We start from the raw sequence: 18,409 nt of genomic DNA on the forward strand, positions 1-18,409 counted from the left end.
GGTGAGCAACCGCGGCACGCCTGGCGCGCCCCGCACACGGTGAGCACGCGTCCCGGTGACTGCAGCCGCTGCCGAGGCGCCGGTTCCGAACGATCGGAACCGGCGCCTCGGGGGTGTGTAGGGTGAGGACATGGCTCCCACATCCCCCTGGAGTGTCACCACCGCGCTCTCCCCGCTGCCGGCGGTCATCCTCGCCGTGAGCATCGCGACGATGGCCGGTCTCACCATCGCCTACTGGCCGGAGGTCGGCTGGTTCATGCTCGCCTGCACGGTGTTCGTGATCGTCATCGCCGCCCCGTTCTTCGCCGCCGGCCTGCAGGTCGACGACACCGGGGTGACCACCGCCTCGGTGCTGGGATTCCCGCGCGTGCACATCCGGCCGGAGGAGATCACCGGCCTCGAGGTCGTCCGCATCGACGCGCTCGGCGACTACCTCGGCTGGGGCTGGCGGTCGAACCGGTCAGCCAAGGGCTTCGTGCTCCGCGACGGGCCAGCGCTCATCATCCACCGGACTGCCGGCAAGGCGATCGTCTTCACCACGCCCGAGGCGGAGGACGCCGCCGCACGGATCGGCACCATGGCGCCCCACTGAGGAGTTGGCACCCCGCTGAGGAGTGCCGGGCCGGGGCCGGACGACATCCAGTCGCGCCGACTGCTGAATCCTCGGACCTGGATAGTGCAGTCAACGTCGATCCGTCTGTCTCCGCACGCACCGGCGCCCTGACCTCGACGAGGCCAGGGCGCCGGGTTGGCGGATCACCCCGGTGGCCGGTGGGACTCAGCGGCGGCTTTCGAGGGTCTCTTTGACCTTCGCGATCGCGAAGCCCCAGCCCTGTTCGACCGTCGGCTTCGGCGGCACGGAGATCTCCTCGGGGTTCGTCAGCACATCGATGAGCACCGGGGTCCTCTGCGCAAACGCCCAGCGCAGCGACTCCTCCAGATCTTCCGGCTCCTCCACCCGGCGGGCGGTCCAACCCATGGCCGTGGCGACGGCGGCGAAGTCCGGGTTGTCGAGCTCAGTGCCGAACTCCGGCAGCCCGCCCTGCTCCTGTTCGAGCTTGACCATGCCGAGGCGGGAGTTGTTGAAGACGACCGCAACGACCGGCAGATCGTAGGTGACCGCGGTGCGCATATCGCCGAGCAGCATCATGAGCCCGCCGTCTCCGCACATCGCCACCACCGGCCGCGACCGGTCGAGCGCCTGCGCACCGAGGGCCTGAGGGAGCGCATTGGCCATCGACCCGAGATTGAACGAGCCGAGCAGCCGGCGCTCATCGCGCATGCTGATGAACCGCGACATCCACACCGTCGACATGCCCGTATCCGTGGTGAAGACTGCGTCGGCCGGGGCGAGCTCATCGAGCAGCGCGCCGACCATCTCCGGGCGGATCCGGTCATCAGGGTTGTCGAACAGCCCGCGGATCCGCTCGAGCATCGAGGCGGTGCCGCCCTCGGGGTCGGACAGGATGCCCTGGTGCTTGCGCCAGTCGGCGTAGCGCTTCTGCACCTTGGTCAGCAGCTTGTCGTCCTTCTTCGGCTGCAGCCGGGGCTGCAGGGCCCGCAGGGTCTCACCGACATCGCCGACCAGCGGCAGGTTCACCTGCGTGCGCCGGCCGATGTGGGCCGGGCGCACGTCGACCTGGATGACGGTCTTGCCTTCGGGGAACCACTCCCGGTACGGGAAGTCGGTGCCGAGCATGAGCAGCACATCGCAGCCGTCGAAGGCCTCGGCTGCGGCCGGATTGCCGATGAGCCCGGACTGCCCGACGTTGAAGGGATTGTCGTCGTCGAACGCGTCCTTGCCCTTGATGGTCACGACCATCGGCGCATTGAGCGTCTCGCACAGCGCGAGCACCTCAGCCCGGGACTCCCGCGCCCCGATGCCGGCGAGCACCGTGACAGCCGTGGCATCGTTGAGCGCGGCAGCCGCGGCATCGAGCTGGGCTGCCGCCGGCGCCCCGGCCGGCAGCGGACCGGCGAGGGCCGGCTCGACCGGATCGTCGAGTTCGAGGGTGCCGAGGTCGCCGGGGAGCGTGAGCACCGCGACCCCGGATTCGGCGTAGGCGGTGTTGATCGCCTGCTCGAGCATGTGCGGCACCTGCTCAGCTGAGGTGATCGTCTGGTTGTACACCGCGACATCGGCGAACAGCAGGTCGTTGTCGACCTCCTGGAAGTAGTCGCTGCCGGCCTCGGCGCTCGGCACCTGCCCGCAGATCGCCAGCACCGGGGCGTGGGACTTCTTCGCGTCGTACAGGCCGTTGAGCAGGTGGACCGAACCCGGCCCGACGGTGCCCATGCACAGCCCGATGCGGTTGCTCAGCTGCGCTTGCGCGCCAGCGGCGAACGCGGCCACCTCCTCGTGCCGCACCCCGATCCACTGGATCCGCCCGTCGCGGCGGATCGCATCGGTCAGCGGATTGAGCGCATCGCCTACGACACCCCAGGACTGCTCGACCCCGTGGTCGGCGAGGGTGCGGATGATGTGCTCGGCGATCGTCGTCATGACATGGACTCCTTCTCGTGTGCGTCTGTGCGGTCAGGTGCGGGTGGCTGTGGGGCCCGGGCGCGTCCCGTCGCCGAGGCGGGGGCTGCGTGATGCGGGTGGCGGGCTGGTCAGCGGGAGGGCCGGAATCTCGCGGCTGAGCAGATGGAGTTCGTGGGGATAGCGCAGTGCGCAGAACTCGTCGTCGGCGGCGGGGACGGCGTTCAGCCAGACTGTTGCTTCCACGCGCTGCCGCCCAGCGCTGAGACCGACTAGCCTGCACATCGCTGACCTTTCCGGCGGGCATGGCGTCCACTCCGGTTTCCACTGTCCTCCTCCCTGTGCATGAATGCAAGTGCCCTTGACTGACTCGTGCCCTCTGACCTGCGTCGTCATCGATACGAACGAAAGTGGGACCGCTCACATGCCGGGCGTGTTCTGACTTGCACCGGCCCGTCCGATTGCCTGAAAGCGTCTGCGAGAAGAATGATTGCGAACTGAAATGGGACCTGGCTGACACTGCACCGCCTCGAGACGACGCAGCTGCTGGCCAGAACCATCGACGAGACGATCAGCGAAAGGGTGGCGCCGCGCCCAGCACCGGCGCCGTCCCTGAATCCGTGCCCGCGCCCGAGGCGGTGCTCACCACCGTTCCCGCGGCGGAGTCCGCGACCATTCCCGAGGCGGTTCTCGCGATAGGCTGACGGCACCGTCCCGCCTGCCCCTGGCCTGCAAAGGAGCACCATGACCGAGACCCGCGCCTCCCACGGCGCCGTCGTCCTCACCGTCACCGATGGCCTCGCCCACGTCGAAATCGACCGGGCTGAGACCCTCAACTCGCTCACCGGCGAGGTGATGGCCGACCTCGTCGAGATCGGCACAGGCCTCATCGACCGCGACGATGTCAGCGCCGTCGTGCTTTCCGGGCGCGGCCGGGCGTTCTGCGCCGGCCTCGATGTCAGCGAATTCGGCCGGATGGTCTCCGGTGGTGGGGGATCACCGGAGTCCGAGGAGCCCCTCGGTGCCGCCCGCGCCCTGGCCCAGCAGTGCGTGCACGTATGGTCGCTGGTGCCCGCCCCGGTCATCGCCGCTGTGCAGTCGGTCGCCTACGGCGGCGGGCTGCAGATCGCCCTCGGCGCGGACGTGCGCATCGCCAGCCGCGAGCTCAGAGCCTCGATGATGGAAGTCAACTGGGGGATCATCCCGGACATGTGCGGCACCCAGCTGCTCACCCGGCTCACCGGGCCCGGCCGGGCCAAGCTGGCGATCCTCACCGGCCGCGTCATCGACGCCGACACCGCACTCGCCTGGGGCATGGTCGACGAACTCGCCGATGACGCCAACGCCGCAGCGCTCGCCCTCGGTCGCGAACTGGCCCAGAAATCCCGCCCTGCCCTGCAGGCAGCCAAGCAGCTCGTCGACCTCGCCGCCACTGCCACCCTCGCCGAGGGCTTCGCCGCTGAGCAGGAGGCGATCCGCTCACTCATCGGCGGACCCGAACAACAGCAGGCGGTCCAAAGGCGGATGGCCGAACTCACAGCACGCAAACGCTGAGAGCCGCCCACCTCCGTCGCGGCACTGCGAGCACCGCTCGCCTCTCACGCTCACCGCTCACCTCTGCCGCTGCCTACTCCTCTTCGCCGCTGGCCACCGCCTGCGCGAACTGCGCACGGTACAGCCCGGCATAAGCGCCGTCAGCGGCGATGAGCTCCTCATGCGAACCCTGCTCGACGATGTCGCCGTGCTCCATGACGACGATGACGTCAGCATCGCGGATCGTCGAGAGCCGGTGGGCGATGACGAAACTCGTCCGCCCGGCCCGCAGCGCATGCATCGCCTCCTGGACGAGCACCTCGGTGCGGGTGTCGACCGAGGAGGTCGCCTCATCGAGGATGAGCACCGGGGGATCGGCGACGAAGGCGCGCGCGATCGTGATGAGCTGCTTCTCACCGGCCGACAGGCTCGTGCCGTCCTCATCGAGCACCGTGTCATAGCCGGCGGGCAGGCTGCGGACGAACCGGTCGACATAGGTCGCCTCGGCGGCACGCTGCACCTCATCGGGCCCGGCATCCGGGTTGCCGTAGGCGATGTTCTCCTCGATGGTCCCGCCGAACAGCCACGTATCCTGCAGCACCATGCCCATCCTGCGGCGCACTGCGGCCCGTGACATCTGGGCGGTGTCGACACCGTCAAAGAGGATCCGCCCGCCGTCGAGCTCGTAGAAGCGCATGAGCAGGTTCACCAGCGTCGTCTTCCCCGCCCCGGTCGGCCCGACGATCGCCACCGTCTGGCCCGGTTCGACATGCAGGTTCATGTTGCGGATGAGCTCGCTGTCGGGGGAGTAGGAGAAGCGCACGTGCTCGAAGTCGATCGCCCCGCGCACCGGGTGCGCACCCTCAACCGGATCCGGGTTGAGCCCCTCCTCCTCGACGTCGAGGAACTCGAAGACCCGCTCGGCGCTCGCCACGGCCGACTGCAGCTGCGCGGCCATCCCGCCGAGCTGCCCGAGGGGCTGCATGAACTGGCGTGAGTACTGGATGAATGCCTGCACATCACCCAGCCGCAGCGACCCGGTCGCCACCATGACCCCGCCGACGACGGCGATGGCGACGTAGACGAGGTTGCCGAGGAACATCATCATCGGCATGAGCACACCGGAGAGGAACTGCGCCTTGAAGCTGGCCTGGTAGACCTGCTCGTTCTCGGCATCGAAGGCCCGCTGGACGTCGCCGCTGCGGCCGAACACGCGCACGAGCGCATGGCCGGTGAAGGACTCCTCGACCCGGGCATTGAGTGTGCCTGTCTCGGCCCACTGGGCGACGAACTGCTTCTGCGAGCGCGTCGCGATGATCCCGACGACTACCGCGATGAGCGGGATCGCGACGAGAGCGACGAGCGTGAGCTTGAGCGAGATCGTCAGCATCATGACAAGCACCGCGATGATCGTCAGCACGCTGTTGACGATCTGCCCGACCGACTGGTTGAGCACCTGGCTGAGGTTGTCGAGGTCGTTCGTCAGGCGTGAGAGCAGATCTCCGCGCTGCATCCGGTCGTAGTACGACAGCGGCACCTGGTGGATCTTGTCCTCGATCCGGGTGCGCATGAGCCGCATCACCCGCTGGATGACGACGTTGACGAGCGCCGACATCGCCCACAGCATCACCGATCCGGCGAGGAACACCCCGAGCGCCAGCAGCAGCGTCTGCCCCAGCGCGCGGACATCCATGCTCTGACCTGGGGTGATGTGCATGGCGGCGAGCATGTCGGCCTCAGTGGTGCGGCCTTCGGCGCGCAGCTGGCCGACGAGCTGGTCCTGCGTCATATCGGCCGGCAGGCGCGAGGCGATCGCGCCTTCGAAGACGATGTTCGTCGCCTCGCCGAGGATCTTCGGCCCCAGCGTCGTGAGCACCACCGCAGCCACGCCGGAGAGCAGCGCGAGCATGAGCAGCAGTGTGTGCGGCCGGAACCAGCCGGCCAGCCGGTTGAAGTTCGGCCAGAACGCCTTCGCCTTGCCCATCGGCGCGGTCCCCCAGTCGCCGGCTGAGGGCGGGGGCTGGTTGTCGTCTGCCTCGTCGACCGCGCCCGAGGCGGTGGCCGGGCTGGTCTGATCGGTCGGCTCCGCCGCCGTGGGCTTCTCTGGATTCACGGGGTTCACAGTGCACTCCCGACGCTGCGCTGGGATTCGACGATCTCGCGGTAGACCTCATTGCCGGCCGCAAGCTCGTCATGGGTGCCGGCGCCCACGACCGCACCGTCATCGAGGACGATGATCTGGTCGGCGTCGGTGATCGAGGCGATGCGCTGGGCGACGATGATCCGGGTGGCATGCCCGTAGTGCTCGTCGAGCGCGGCACGAAGCCGGGCATCGGTCTCGGTGTCGAGGGCGGAGAACGAGTCGTCGAACAGCAGCACCGGCGGGTTCGCCACGAGCGCGCGGGCGATCGCCAGCCGCTGGCGCTGCCCGCCGGAGACGTTCTGCCCGCCCTGGGCGATGCGCGCCTCCAGCCCGCCGGGCATCTCGGCGACGAACCCGGCCGCCTGCGCGACCTCGAGGGCCTGCCACAGCTCATCATCGGTGGCCTCGGGGTTGCCGTAGCGCAGATTGCTCGCCACCGTCCCGGAGAACAGGAAGGCCTTCTGCGGCACGAGCCCGATCTGGGCATGCAGCACCGCAGGGTCGAGCCGGCGGACGTCGACGCCGCCGACTTCGACGGTTCCGGACTGCACGTCGAACAGCCGGGGGATGAGCCCGAGCAGGGTCGACTTCCCGGCCCCGGTCGAGCCGATGATCGCCGTCGTCGTCCCCGGTTGGAAGGCGGCGGTGACATCGCGCAGCACCGGCGCCTCGGCCCCGGGGAATCCGAACGTCGCCGAGGTGAGCCGGACGGCACCCGGGATCTCCACCTCGGGCACGGGGTCAGCAGGCGGGTTGACCGTCGGGGCGGTGGCCAGCACCTCGCCGATCCGCTTGGCCGAGACGGCCGCGCGCGGGATCATCATTGTCATGAACGTCGCCATCATCACGCCCATGAGGATCTGCATGAGGTACTGCATGAACGCCATCATCGTGCCGACCTCGGTGATGCCGGCCTCGACCTGCAGGCCGCCGAACCAGATGACGGCGACGGAGGAGACGTTGAGGATGCCCATGACGAGCGGGAACATGAGCGCGAACAGCATGCCGACTCGGAAGTTCGTCTCCGTCAGCTCCCGGTTGGCGATGTCGAAGCGGCCGCGTTCGGTGGCCTCGCGGGCGAAGGCGCGGATGACGCGGATGCCGGTGAGCTGTTCGCGGGCGACGGCGTTGATCTTGTCGATGCGGGTCTGCATGACCTTGAACTGCGGGATCATCCGGGCGATGAGGATGCCGAGCGCCACGAGCAGCAGCGGCACGGCCACCAGGATGAGCCAGGACAGCCCCAGGTCCTGACTCAGCGCCATGATGATCCCGCCCAGGGCCATCATCGGGGCCATGACGAGCATCGTGCAGCTCATGAGGATGAGCATCTGCACCTGCTTGACGTCGTTGGTGTTGCGGGTGATGAGGGTGGCCGCACCGAAGCGGGCGACCTCGTGCTGGGAGAAGGACTGGCCGGTGTGGAAGACGTCGCGGCGCAGGTCGCGGCCGGCGCGCATCGCGGTGCGCGCCCCGAAGTACACCGCGATGATCATCGTGACCAGCTGCACGAAGCTCACCAGCAGCATGAGGCCGCCAAGGCGCCAGATGAGCGGCACATCGGCCTGGGCGACACCACGGTCGACGATGTGGGCGTTGAGGGTCGGCAGGTAGAGCGCGGCCAGGGACTGGACGAATTCGAAGATGAGCACGATGACGAGCGCCCCGGTGTAGGGGCGCAGGTACCGTTTGAGCAGCGTGAGCAGCATGTCTCCCCTGATGCGGGTGGTTGACGCCGCCGAGGCGGTGGCCGTCGGCGGCGAGCGGACCTCCCGTCGGCAGTGGTGGGAGGCAGATCGTGGCACGCCTGCGGCGTGGGTGCTGGCAGGTGGACGCAGCGGCGGGCAGTCGTGAGTCTGCGGGCTGATGCTGGGTGCCGGCGGGCCGACCGGCGAAAGCACCATCCTACTCCGCTGGCCGGCGCATGCCTATAGCCGCATGGGTGTTCTCGCTCACAGCGAACCGGGGTGCCGTAATCTGGCATCATGCGTCTGCGTGTGGGAGCCTACTGCGTCATCGTCGATGACGAGCGTCGCCTGCTCATGTCCCGCTGGATCGAAGGACCCGCGCCGCTGTGGTCGATGCCCGGCGGCGGACTCGAGGAGGGTGAGGATCCGGCCGATGCCGCCGTGCGCGAGGTGTATGAGGAGACCGGCTATGAGGTCGCCTTGGGCGAGCTGCTCGGCATCGATTCGCTCGTGGTGCCCGGTGAGCGCCGGCTCAAACCCGGGAAGACCCTGCATGCGCTGCGCATCATCTACACCGCCAGCGTCACCGGCGGGCAGCTGCGCCACGAGGTCGGCGGGTCGAGCGACCGGGCCGCCTGGATCCCACTCGATGAGCTGGCTGACCTGCCGCAGGTGGGGCTTGTGAAGATCGCGGTGGAGATGGCGGGGTTGGACTGACAGGATGGACAGCTCCACCATATCCCCCGACATCGCGCCAGGTCACCGCGCTCAGGGCGGTCCCGCTCCCAGCGGCCGGCCGAGGGCAGGCGGTCAGACTGCTGTCGACGAGCAGATCCTCAGCTGTGCTTGCCGGGTTCGCGCGGCTTGACCGGCACGATCTCGTGATCGCTGCCCATGACCGCCTCGACCGAGCCGAGCGCGTCGATCTCGCCGAGCAGCGCGAGCGTCGGGCGCATGAGCTTGAGCCGGTGCGCCTCCTCCTCGGCGATGATGTGCCGGACGTTCATCCACTCGGAGTTCTCGGCCTCGGTCGTCTGATGCACCGCGGCATCGGCATCTTCCGGGGCCGTTACGAAGAAGTAGGTGTCGAAGCGGCGGGACCGCCCCGGCGGGGTCACCCAGTTCGCCCACGGTTTGAGGTCCTCAGCGGCCAGCACGACGCCGGCCTCCTCGGCGACCTCGCGAATCGCACACGCCATGAGCGTGCGGGCGCCTCCGGGCAGTTCGGCGCACGCACTCAAGTGCCACGCCTGCTCATGGGCGTCCACCACCTCGGGCGCGGTCGCCAGGCTCGCCCCGGTCGTCTCATCGACCGGATCGACCCGGCCGCCGGGGTAGACGACGACGCCTGCGGCGAAGTCCATTGTCGCCACCCGGTGCTGGACGAAGACCTCCAGGCCATCATCGCCGTCGCGGATGAGCAGCACGCTGACGGCCGGGCGGACGGGCACGGCGTGCGGGTCGGCGGGCATGACGGTCGCATCGGTGATGTCGACGACGTCGGAGCGGTCGGTTCCCTCCGGGCCGAGATTGCGGACCATCATGCCTCCAGTCAGCTGTCACCAGGTGTGTCGTCTGTCACCCTAACCCATTAGACTGACCTGGGACGCGGCGGGCCACAGGTGCCGGCCGCGGCCTGGTGCAAGACGACTGCGGCCTGCCACGGTGCGAATCGGGCGGGCCGCGCAAGTGCCGCCTGCGGCGATGAAGGAGTAGCAATGGTGCGTGAGATCAACGGGATCGCCGAGCTGGAGAAGCTCGTGGGACAGGAAGTCGGCTCAAGCGACTGGGTGACGATCGACCAGGATCGGATCCAGCTCTTCGCCGATGCGACCGACGACCACCAGTGGATCCACCTCGATGAGGAGAAGGCCAAGGCCGGCCCGTTCGGCGGCACCATCGCCCACGGCTTCCTCACCCTGTCGCTGCTGCCGATGCTCTCGCAGCGCACCATCGACGTCACCGGCATGAAGATGAAGATCAACTACGGGCTCAACAAGGTCCGCTTCCCGCAGCCGGTGCCCTCCGGCGCCCGCGTGCGCGACACCATCACCCTCGACAGCGTCGAGCGCAAGGACGCCGGCGTCATGGTCATCATGACCCACGTCATCGAGATCGATGGCGAGCAGCGCCCGGCCTGCATTGCCGAGAGCGTCTCGCTCATGGTCGAACAGTGAGCTCCGGGCTGCTCGCCGGGCGCACCGCTGTCATCACCGGTGCCGCCCAGGGCCTTGGGTTCGCCATCGCCGAGGCATATGTCGCCGCGGGTGCGAACCTCGTGCTGGGAGACCTCAACGGGTCGGCCGTCGCCGAGGCGGCGGAGCGTCTGGACATCGGTGAGCGTGCCATCGGTCTCGGCTGCGATGTCGTGGCCCTGGCCGATGTCGAAGCCCTGTGCCAGAAGGCCGTCGATGCCTTCGGTGCGCTCGATGTCATGGTCAACAATGCCGGCATCACCCGCGATGCGACGATGCGCAAGATGACTGAGGAGCAGTTCGACCAGGTCATCTCCGTGCACCTGCGCGGGACGTGGAACGGGCTCAGAACCGCCGCAGGTCTTATGCGCGGGCAGGAGTCAGGCGGCTCGATCGTCAACGTCTCCTCGATCTCCGGCAAGGTCGGCAATCCGGGGCAGACGAACTACTCGGCAGCCAAGGCCGGGATCGTCGGGATGACGAAGGCGGCGTGCAAGGAGGTCGGCTTCGCCGGCGTGCGCGTCAACGCGATCCAGCCCGGCCTCATCCGCACCCCGATGATCGAGGCGATGAAGGACGATGTGCTGGCCCAGCGCCTGACTGAGATCCCGCTCGGCCGATTCGGCGAACCGGCCGAGGTCGCGCAGGTCGCACTGTTCCTCGCCTCGGACATGTCGAGCTACATGACCGGCACCGTGCTGGAGATCTCCGGCGGCCGCAATCTGTGAAGTCAGCGCGTCGGGCTGATAGCGGACCTGGCGCGGGGCTGATGAGTCGGTCGGCGCCGGCATTCTCGCTGCCCCAGTGGAATCGCTGCCGCTGGTGGTGATGCACGGTTCACTGCGTCGAGGTGTCGAGCAGGTTCACTCCCGGGAGCTGAAACTTCCTGATGTTGCGGGTGACGATCGTCATGTCATGTTCCACAGCAGTGGCGGCGATGAGAGCGTCCATTTCGGGCATGGGGTCAGGAACATACAGGCGAGTTGCATTGAGAACATCGGTATCGAGCAGGAATCTCACTGGTCGAAGTTCCGTTCCGGTTCGATGCGGCGCGAAGGCAGGTCGAACTCGATGGTGGGATCCTGGTTGCGCCAGAGCCGGTCTCCCACCAGCTCGTCCCGCCCGGTGATGCGGTTGTATTCCCCGGCGGTGATGAGCACGTGAGACGGGCGTCCATGATCTGTGATGGTGACCGGCCCGTATTCGGCTGCGCGCATGGCGGCTGACACATCGCGGTTGAACTCGCGGCTTGTGATGACGGTGCTCATGCATCCCACCTCCGACGGAAAGTACCTCCTGTAGGCAGTATGCTCTCCGCTGGTCGCGGGCGGAACCTGTTCGTCGAACAGGGTGGTGTCTCATTGCCGTGCCCGTCAAGAGATCTGCTGCCCATGACTGCAGCGCGGCCGCGTCGATGATGATGGCGGAATCGCCCGACGTTTGGCGCCTGACGCCTGACGGTCAGGCTTCGGATGCATGTGCGGCAGTCAGCGCAACTCGATGAAGCACATGATGCGGTGGTGCGGAAACGCCTTTTCGAAATACCCCTAGAGGGTATATGCTCACAGTGTTCGAGTCGATCGCAATGACGACGCAGCAGCCTTACCGCTACGTTCGCGACGGTGCCGAGACACCGGAGGGAAGAATGAACGAACACCTCGCCCCTTCAGGCGACCGCACAGACCGCAGCCCGACCGACTACGTCGCCGGCCGTGAGCACGCCGACGCTGAGGGCCGCGCCCAGCACGGTGGGCACGACCACGGTGACCACAGTGGGCATGGCGAGCACGCCGGCCACAGTGGGCACAACCACGGCGACCACAGTGGGCACGCTGGCCACAGTGGGCACGCAGGTCACGGAGACCATGTGCGGCAGTTCCGGCGGCTGTTCTGGACCATGCTCGTCCTCGCGGTCCCGGTCGTCGGCTTCAACGCAATGTTTGCTCACCTGCTCGGCTACCAACTGCCTGATACCGCCTGGGAGCCGTGGGTGTCGCCGGTGCTGGGCACCATCATGTACGTCTGGGGCGGCTGGCCCTTCCTCACCGGAGCTGTCTCCGAGATCCGGTCGCGCGCACCCGGCATGATGCTGCTGATCGCGCTGGCCATCACCGTCGCCTTCCTCTCGTCCTGGGGTGCCAGCCTGCACCTGCTCGATCATGAGCTGAACTTCTGGTGGGAGCTGGCGCTGCTGGTCGTCATCATGCTGCTCGGCCACTGGATCGAGATGCGCTCACTGGCCCAGACCACCTCGGCGCTGGACTCACTGGCAGCGCTGCTGCCCGATGAGGCGGAGAAGCTCGTCGGTGATGAGGTCGTCGCTGTCTCACCGGCTGACCTGGTCGTCGGAGATGTGACGATTGTGCGCCCGGGATCTGCCGTGCCTGCTGACGGCACGATCATCGACGGCTCAGCCTCCATGGACGAGTCGATGGTCACCGGTGAGTCCGCCACCGTCCGCAGGCAGACAGGAGACCCCGTCGTCGCCGGTACGGTCGCCACGGATTCCGGACTCCGGGTCGAAGTAACCGCAACCGGAGATGACACCGCGCTGGCCGGCATCCGGAAACTCGTGACCGACGCGCAGTCCTCATCCTCGCGCGCGCAGCGGATCGCCGATGTCGCTGCCGCCTGGCTGTTCTGGTTCGCCCTCGGTGCCGCTGTCATCACTGCGGTGGTGTGGTCGCTGTTCGGGGTGCCCGGCACAGCTGTGGTGCGCACCATCACCGTCCTCGTCATCGCCTGCCCGCACGCCCTGGGCCTGGTGATCCCGCTCGTCGTATCCATTGCCACGGAGCGCGCCGCCCGCGGCGGTGTCCTCATCAAAGACCGGCTCGCCCTGGAGTCCATGCGCAGCGTCGACGCGGTGCTGTTCGACAAGACCGGGACCCTGACCAAGGGCGAACCCACCGTCACCGGCAGCGCGCCCGTCGGCAACCGCACCGGCGACGAGGTGCTCGCGCTGGCTGCCGCCGCCGAGGCCGACAGCGAACACCCCTTGGCGCGCGCCATCACGGCGGCCGCCGCTGCTCGCGGCCTGGACGTCCCCGCCGCCCGGGAGTTCACGTCCTCCCCGGCAGTCGGCGTACGTGCGCGCGTCGGCGAGACGGTCATCAAAGTCGGCGGCCCCTATCTGCTGGAGCAGAGCGGCCAGCAGGAGCTTCCGGCAGCCCAGTAGTGGCGCAGCGAAGGCGCCATCATCCTCCACGTGCTGGCCGACGGCGCCGTCATCGGTGCGCTGCGGCTGGCCGATGAGATCCGCGCGGAATCGCACGATGCCGTCGCTGCCCTGCATGCAGCCGGCGTGCAGGTCGTGATGATCACCGGTGACGCGCAGGCAGTTGCCGACTCCGTCGCAGCAGAGCTCGGCATCGACCGGGTGTTCGCCGGCGTCCGGCCCGAGGACAAAGCCGCCACAGTGGAGGATCTCCAGCGTGAGGGCAGGCGTGTGGCGATGGTCGGGGACGGCGTCAACGATGCACCGGCGCTCGCCCAGGCAGACGTCGGCATCGCGATCGGTGCGGGCACCGATGTGGCGATCGGCTCCGCTGGTGTCATCCTCGCCTCGTCTGATCCGCGTTCGGTGCTCTCGGTGTTCGAGCTGTCCCGTGCGACGTATCGGAAGATGAAGCAGAACCTGTGGTGGGCTGCCGGCTACAACCTCATCTCGGTTCCACTTGCCGCCGGCGTGCTGGCACCGGTCGGCTTCGTGCTGCCGATGAGCATCGGCGCCATTCTCATGTCCGCCTCCACAGTCGTGGTGGCGCTCAACGCGCAGCTGCTGCGTCGTCTCGACCTCTCACCGGCTGCCAGCACCGCTGCCGTGCTCGAGTCCTGACGCACCGAACCGGATTGAGGTCACTCCGCCTGCGGCCGCTGCTGCTCAACGCCCGGTGACGCAGCCTCAGCCGTCCGTGCCGGTTGCGTGCCAGCGGCGACCTCCGCCTCGGGCGCGGTGGCCTGACCTGCTGCCGTCGACGTCCCCGCGGGGACGTCCCCAGCCGCAGCCGGCTCCTCATCGACACCGTGCGTGCGCAGCTCACCGGCCCGGTAGGCGTGGTAGTAGGCGACGACGACCTCATCATCGGAATGCCGGGTCGTCAGGCTCACCGCGATGAGCACGACGGCCGAGGTGATGAGACCGGGCAGGATCTCGTGGATGCCGAAGGGCTGGCCGGAGAAGCGCCACACGAGTGAGACGGCCATCGCAGCGATCATCGACCACACGACACCGCGCTTCGTTGCCCGCTTCCAGAACATCGCCGCGAGCACCGGCATGACGAGCGTGGTCGCGGTGAAGGACAGCGCCACCTGGTAGATCGCGATGATGTCCTTGATAACCAGCGCGATCCCCAGCCCGATGACCGCCATCGCCGCGACCGAGATCCGGGACACGGTGAGGATCTGGTCGTCGGTGGCGCGCGGGTTGACCCAGCCCTGGTAGATGTCCTTGGAGATGTTGATCGCACCCGAGAGCAGGAACGACGTCGCTCCGGTCAGCAGCGCGGCCAGCAGCGAGACCATCAGCAGCCCGCCGATCGAGCCGTGGAAGATCTCGGCGATGAACGAGGTGTAGATGACATCGGGCATGGTGTCGGCGGGGAACATCTGCAGGGCGGCGATGCCGATGACGATCGCTGCCGCGCCGATGATCACGGAGACGGCGAAGCCGATGACGACCGCCCAGATGCCGACCCGGTCGCTCTTGGCTGCGGTGAGCCGCTGCCAGGTCGTCTGCCAGACGATGTAGAACGGTCCGAAGATGAGGAACCAGTTGAGCAGCTCGATGCCGCCGATCGAGGTGAAGGAGAAGTGATCGGCCGGGGTGCTTTCGATGATCGTGTCGATCCCGCCGACGTAGTTGATGCCCATGATGAGCGTGATGATGACACCGGCGAGGATCACGAAGGTCTGGATCGCATCTGTCCAGGCGACACTCGGCATCCCGCCGACGAGCGTGAACGCCAGGGTGACGACGAAGCCGGCGAGGATGCCCCAGAACACGGTGAGGTCGGTGATCGAGGCGAGGATCGCGCCCATGCCCACGAGCTGCATGCCGAACGTCGGGGTCATGTACAGCAGCCCGACGATGAGGGCCGGGATGAGGGCTGCGACTTTGCCGAAGCGGCGGGCGAAGAGCTCAGGCACGGTGTAGAGCCGCAGCCGGCGGATGACCGGGCCGAGCAGCAGCACAGCGGCGATGGTGAAGCTGGCGTAGGCCACACCGGTGATGTTGTACGACAGCCCCATCTCGAAGCCCTTGCCCGCACCGCCGATGAGGGCGGCCGAACCGGTGACGGTGGCGATGACCGAACCGCAGATGGGGAAGAACCCGAGTCTGAAGTCGGCCATGACATAGCCGTCAGCGCTCTTGACGCGAGTTGTGGCGACGACGCTGATGACGAGCAGCAGCAGCAGGAAGCCGATGATCCATACGAGATACCAGTTCATGGGCGCAGGTTCTCCATCCCCGTTGATGAATATTCACCCTCATTGATGAATGCGTATTCCCTCACCATCCCGGCGATCATCGCTGGTGGCTAGGACCAGTTCCGTCACGCCCGATGGGTCCAGCACCGTGGTGGCGCAGGTGCGCTCAGGCACCGGTGAGCACAGGCGCGAGCGCGGCGGCCGCCGCGTCGACGGCGGCCTGGGGGTCGGCCCCGGCGGCGATGAGCACGAAGCCGCCGGTGGCCGGCCGGTCGGTGGGGCGCACGTCGATGCGGCGCCCGGAGAGCTGCACGGAGTGCGCCGTTCCCGAGGCGGTGGGCACGATCCCCTTCGCGCGCACGAGGGTGCCGGCGAGGGTGTCGAGCACGCCGGTGAGCGCTTCGACGTCGACAGCACCGGTGATCGCGACGGTGGCCGTGGCGTGCGCAGCCGCATGCCCCGATGCCGCGGCGTCATGGGCGCGCGGGGTGGGTGCGCTCGCTTCCGGCGCGGGTCCCCCAGCCGGGTCCGGGGCGCTCGCCTCAGCTGCCTGCGGCACGGGGGTGCGCAGCGCCTCGGCGGCGGTGGCATCGGGATCGTCTGGATCCTGGACGACGATGACGGCCTGTCCGGCGGCCCGCTGGCAGGCGGCGACCGCCGCCTCGACCTGGGCGGGGGAGGCGAGGTCCGTCTTCGTCACGAGCACCACCTCGGCGGCGGCGAGCTGACCGGCGACCGCATCGCCGACGTAGAGGTCGGCCAGCTGGCTGGTGATCGCTGTCGCGTCGGCGCACACGAGCACGGGACCCGCACTGAAACCCGGATAGCTGCGCCAGACAGCCAGCTGGCCGGGGTCGCCGACGCCGCTGACCTCGCACAGCACCTGGTCGAGGTCGTCGCGGGCGGCGAGTGCGCTCATGGTGCGCAGTGCGTCGTCGCTGATCTGGCAGCAGATGCAGCCGTTCGTCAGCTCGATGGTGTCATCACTGGCTGCGGCGATGAGTGCGGCGTCGATGTTGACGGCCCCGAAGTCGTTGACGACGACCGCGGTGCGCCCGGGCAGGATCCCGGCCAGCAGCCGGTTGACCAGCGTCGACTTCCCGGCACCCAGGTAGCCGCCGATGATCCCGAGCCGCGCACCGGACCGGGGGTCACCGGAGCGGGTGACACCGGCTGGTCCGGCCGTCGGGCCCGCGGCCGCAGGATCGGTCACCGGCTGTCCGCTCCCGCGCCGCCGGCCGGTTCGACGACGGATGCGTAGTGCTGCCCGCCGACCATGGTGCCGCGGACATGGATCTGACCGACCTCCTCGGGCGCGACCTCATAGGGGTCGGCGTCGAGCACGGCGACATCGGCGAACTTGCCGGCCTCGAGCGAACCGACCTCGTGATCCATCTTCAGCAGATAGGCGGCCCCGAGGGTGACCGCTTCGAGTGCGTCATCGAGGCTGATCCGCTCGTGTTCGCCCATCACCCGCCCGGAGACCGTCAGCCGGGTGACGGCATGCTTGACGGTGTGCAGCGGCCCGAGCGGGGTGACCGGGGTGTCCGAATGCAGGGTGATCGGCACCCCGATCCGCAGTGCGGTCGCTGCCGCATTCATCCGCGCGGCCCGGTCGGGCCCGACGGTGATGTCCATGTGCTGGTCGCCCCACGCCCAGATGTGGTTGGCGAAGATGTTCGCCCCGGCGCCCAGGGCCTTCATCCGCTTGTACTGCGCCTGCGTCGTCAGCTGCGAGTGCGTGCACGTGTGCCGGTGGTCCGGACGCGGGTGGGCGATGAGCGCGGCTTCGAGGGCGTCGAGGAACAGCTGCGTGGTCTGGTCGCCGTTGCAGTGGACGTGGATGAGCAGACCGGCTTCGTGGAAGATGCGGAAGGCCTCGATGAACTCCTCCGGGGCCACACCCCAGATGCCGTTGGGCTCATCGCCGAAGTAGCCCGGCTCCATCATCCGGGCGGTGAAGCCCTGGATCGAGCCGTCGAGCATGAGCTTGACGTTGCCGAAGCGCAGCCGGTCGGTCGAGGTCTCCCGCAGCTCGATGAGCCGCTGGGCGGCCTCGGGCAGGGACAGGGCGACCTCGCCGACGCCTGCCCCGAAGTGGAAGACGTTGATGCGGGCCGGGAAGTCGTCGCCGACAGTCGAGCGGAACAGCTCAACACCCTCGTCTTCCATCAGGATCGTGGTGCCGAGGTCGGTCAGCGTTGTGGTGCCGGTGTTGACACCCTCCTGGCTGAACCGGCGCAGGGCGGTCGCGTCGATGTTCAGCAGTCCGCCGCCGTCGGTCAGCTCACCGGCGAGGGCCATCGCGGCGAACTCCTGCAGCTCGCCGTTGGGGTTGCCGTCTGCGTCCTTGACGACGCCGGTGACCTCGGTCGAGGCGTCGATGCCGCAGCGGGCCATCGCTGCGGAGTTGACCGTCGAGACGTGCCCGCTGGTGTGGGTGACGTGGATCGGCCGGGTCGTCGAGACGCGGTCGAGGTGGGCGGCGACGAGCCGGTCGCCGGGGAAGTAGATCGGGTCGAGGCCCCAGGCCAGCAGCGGCTCCTCCGGGTCGGTCAGCTCCGCCTCGGCCTCGCGCAGCCGCTCGAGCACCGCCTCGATGCTGCGGCAGCCGGGCCACCGGCGGCCATCGGGGTCGATCCGGTCGACGAGACCCACGTAGGTTGAGCCCCACACATTGCCCGAACCGGCATGGGAGTGCGCTTCGACGAAGCCGGGCAGCAGCACCGCCTCGGCGTAGCGGTCGTCGATGACCGCGTTCGGGTAGGTCAGCAGCTCCTCGACCGTGCCGACTGCCCGGATCCGGTCGCCGCGCACGGCGATCGCCTCCGCAGTGGGCCGGGCCGGGTCCATCGTGCGGACGATGCGGGCGGGGTAGACGACCGTCGGTTCCATTGCTCTCCTATCGACGCTGATGAGGACGCTGACATCACGGCGC

16 protein-coding genes and 1 pseudogene are annotated in these 18,409 nt (G+C 68.3%); 7 read left to right on the forward strand and 10 right to left on the reverse strand.

Annotation, left to right across the window (positions count from 1 at the left end; genetic code table 11):
• Window positions 1-130 precede the first annotated feature (130 nt).
• Window positions 131-592, forward strand: a complete 462-nt coding sequence (locus H9634_RS03200) for a hypothetical protein (RefSeq protein ID WP_191725343.1) — start codon at window positions 131-133, stop codon at window positions 590-592.
• 186 nt (window positions 593-778) lie between these two features.
• Here H9634_RS03200 and H9634_RS03205 read toward each other — a convergent pair whose 3' ends face one another.
• A complete protein-coding gene (locus tag H9634_RS03205) occupies window positions 779-2,503 on the reverse strand; it encodes a thiamine pyrophosphate-dependent enzyme (RefSeq protein WP_191725344.1) in 1,725 nt (574 codons plus the stop codon).
• A gap of 33 nt (window positions 2,504-2,536) precedes the next feature.
• Complete coding sequence (locus H9634_RS03210) at window positions 2,537-2,728, reverse strand: hypothetical protein (RefSeq protein ID WP_191725345.1); 192 nt, start codon at window positions 2,726-2,728, stop codon at window positions 2,537-2,539.
• Between the two features lie 498 nt (window positions 2,729-3,226).
• Here H9634_RS03210 and H9634_RS03215 point away from each other — a divergent pair, with 498 nt between their 5' ends.
• Window positions 3,227-4,036 (forward strand): enoyl-CoA hydratase-related protein, encoded by an 810-nt coding sequence (locus H9634_RS03215; RefSeq protein ID WP_191725346.1) that lies wholly within the window; start codon window positions 3,227-3,229, stop codon window positions 4,034-4,036.
• A gap of 73 nt (window positions 4,037-4,109) precedes the next feature.
• On the opposite strand, the gene H9634_RS03220 is transcribed toward H9634_RS03215, so the two are convergent.
• Both H9634_RS03220 and H9634_RS03225 read right to left on the reverse strand, forming a co-directional pair.
• Window positions 4,110-6,128: an ABC transporter ATP-binding protein gene (locus tag H9634_RS03220; RefSeq protein WP_318244983.1), complete on the reverse strand. Its 2,019-nt coding sequence runs from the start codon at window positions 6,126-6,128 to the stop codon at window positions 4,110-4,112.
• A 5-nt stretch (window positions 6,129-6,133) separates the two neighbouring features.
• Entirely contained in the window at window positions 6,134-7,867 is a 1,734-nt protein-coding gene (locus H9634_RS03225) for an ABC transporter ATP-binding protein (protein WP_191725347.1), read from the reverse strand.
• On the opposite strand from H9634_RS03225, the gene H9634_RS03230 reads away from it, so the two are divergent.
• Window positions 7,866-8,012 (forward strand): hypothetical protein, encoded by a 147-nt coding sequence (locus H9634_RS03230; protein ID WP_191725348.1) that lies wholly within the window; start codon window positions 7,866-7,868, stop codon window positions 8,010-8,012. The two genes, H9634_RS03225 and H9634_RS03230, sit on opposite strands and share 2 nt — an antisense overlap.
• A 131-nt stretch (window positions 8,013-8,143) precedes the next feature.
• Window positions 8,144-8,563, forward strand: a complete 420-nt coding sequence (locus H9634_RS03235; protein WP_191725349.1) for an NUDIX hydrolase — start codon at window positions 8,144-8,146, stop codon at window positions 8,561-8,563.
• Window positions 8,564-8,682: 119 nt separating this feature from the next.
• On the opposite strand, the gene H9634_RS03240 is transcribed toward H9634_RS03235, so the two are convergent.
• The gene (locus H9634_RS03240) at window positions 8,683-9,390 is read right to left on the reverse strand and encodes an NUDIX hydrolase (RefSeq protein ID WP_225210529.1); all 708 of its coding nucleotides are present in this window, start codon (window positions 9,388-9,390) and stop codon (window positions 8,683-8,685) included.
• A 174-nt stretch (window positions 9,391-9,564) separates the two neighbouring features.
• On the opposite strand from H9634_RS03240, the gene H9634_RS03245 reads away from it, so the two are divergent.
• Entirely contained in the window at window positions 9,565-10,023 is a 459-nt protein-coding gene (locus H9634_RS03245; protein ID WP_191725350.1) for a MaoC family dehydratase, read from the forward strand.
• On the forward strand, window positions 10,020-10,769 hold the full coding sequence (gene fabG, locus H9634_RS03250) for a 3-oxoacyl-ACP reductase FabG (protein WP_318244984.1): 750 nt from the start codon (window positions 10,020-10,022) through the stop codon (window positions 10,767-10,769). The genes H9634_RS03245 and fabG overlap by 4 nt, the downstream gene beginning before the upstream one ends.
• Before the next feature lie 109 nt (window positions 10,770-10,878).
• Here fabG and H9634_RS03255 read toward each other — a convergent pair whose 3' ends face one another.
• Together H9634_RS03255 and H9634_RS03260 are read right to left on the reverse strand one after the other, a co-directional pair.
• Complete coding sequence (locus tag H9634_RS03255; protein WP_225210530.1) at window positions 10,879-11,061, reverse strand: PIN domain-containing protein; 183 nt, start codon at window positions 11,059-11,061, stop codon at window positions 10,879-10,881.
• Window positions 11,058-11,309 carry a type II toxin-antitoxin system Phd/YefM family antitoxin gene (locus H9634_RS03260; RefSeq protein WP_191725351.1) on the reverse strand — a complete coding sequence of 84 codons (252 nt, stop codon included), beginning with the start codon at window positions 11,307-11,309 and terminating at the stop codon, window positions 11,058-11,060. The genes H9634_RS03255 and H9634_RS03260 overlap by 4 nt, the downstream gene beginning before the upstream one ends.
• Window positions 11,310-11,686: 377 nt before the next feature.
• Between H9634_RS03260 and H9634_RS03265 the strand changes: the two are divergent.
• A pseudogene (locus tag H9634_RS03265) lies at window positions 11,687-13,879 on the forward strand (heavy metal translocating P-type ATPase).
• A 20-nt stretch (window positions 13,880-13,899) separates the two neighbouring features.
• Here the strand turns inward: H9634_RS03265 and H9634_RS03270 are convergent.
• From H9634_RS03270 to H9634_RS03280, 3 genes are all read right to left on the reverse strand, one after another.
• Window positions 13,900-15,492, reverse strand: a complete 1,593-nt coding sequence (locus H9634_RS03270; RefSeq protein WP_191725352.1) for a sodium:solute symporter family protein — start codon at window positions 15,490-15,492, stop codon at window positions 13,900-13,902.
• Window positions 15,493-15,637: 145 nt separating this feature from the next.
• On the reverse strand, window positions 15,638-16,684 hold the full coding sequence (locus H9634_RS14845) for a CobW family GTP-binding protein (protein WP_191725353.1): 1,047 nt from the start codon (window positions 16,682-16,684) through the stop codon (window positions 15,638-15,640).
• A complete protein-coding gene (locus tag H9634_RS03280; RefSeq protein ID WP_191725354.1) occupies window positions 16,681-18,366 on the reverse strand; it encodes an amidohydrolase in 1,686 nt (561 codons plus the stop codon). The genes H9634_RS14845 and H9634_RS03280 overlap by 4 nt, the downstream gene beginning before the upstream one ends.
• Window positions 18,367-18,409: the final 43 nt, after the last annotated feature.

Origin of the sequence: Brevibacterium gallinarum (assembly GCF_014836885.1) — a bacterium.
In the GTDB taxonomy this organism is placed as follows: Bacteria; Actinomycetota; Actinomycetes; order Actinomycetales; family Brevibacteriaceae; genus Brevibacterium; species Brevibacterium gallinarum.

Bases quoted from the DNA above. Each gene is read 5' to 3' on its own strand.
- H9634_RS03200 (WP_191725343.1), top strand. From the start codon at position 131: ATGGCTCCCACATCCCCCTGGAGTGTCACCACCGCGCTCTCCCCGCTG.
- H9634_RS03205 (WP_191725344.1), bottom strand. From the start codon at position 2,503: ATGACGACGATCGCCGAGCACATCATCCGCACCCTCGCCGACCACGGG.
- H9634_RS03215 (WP_191725346.1), top strand. From the start codon at position 3,227: ATGACCGAGACCCGCGCCTCCCACGGCGCCGTCGTCCTCACCGTCACC.
- H9634_RS03230 (WP_191725348.1), top strand. From the start codon at position 7,866: ATGTCTCCCCTGATGCGGGTGGTTGACGCCGCCGAGGCGGTGGCCGTC.
- H9634_RS03225 (WP_191725347.1), bottom strand. From the start codon at position 7,867: ATGCTGCTCACGCTGCTCAAACGGTACCTGCGCCCCTACACCGGGGCG.
- H9634_RS03235 (WP_191725349.1), top strand. From the start codon at position 8,144: ATGCGTCTGCGTGTGGGAGCCTACTGCGTCATCGTCGATGACGAGCGT.
- H9634_RS03240 (WP_225210529.1), bottom strand. From the start codon at position 9,390: ATGATGGTCCGCAATCTCGGCCCGGAGGGAACCGACCGCTCCGACGTC.
- H9634_RS03245 (WP_191725350.1), top strand. From the start codon at position 9,565: ATGGTGCGTGAGATCAACGGGATCGCCGAGCTGGAGAAGCTCGTGGGA.
- H9634_RS03260 (WP_191725351.1), bottom strand. From the start codon at position 11,309: ATGAGCACCGTCATCACAAGCCGCGAGTTCAACCGCGATGTGTCAGCC.
- H9634_RS03270 (WP_191725352.1), bottom strand. From the start codon at position 15,492: ATGAACTGGTATCTCGTATGGATCATCGGCTTCCTGCTGCTGCTGCTC.
- H9634_RS03280 (WP_191725354.1), bottom strand. From the start codon at position 18,366: ATGGAACCGACGGTCGTCTACCCCGCCCGCATCGTCCGCACGATGGAC.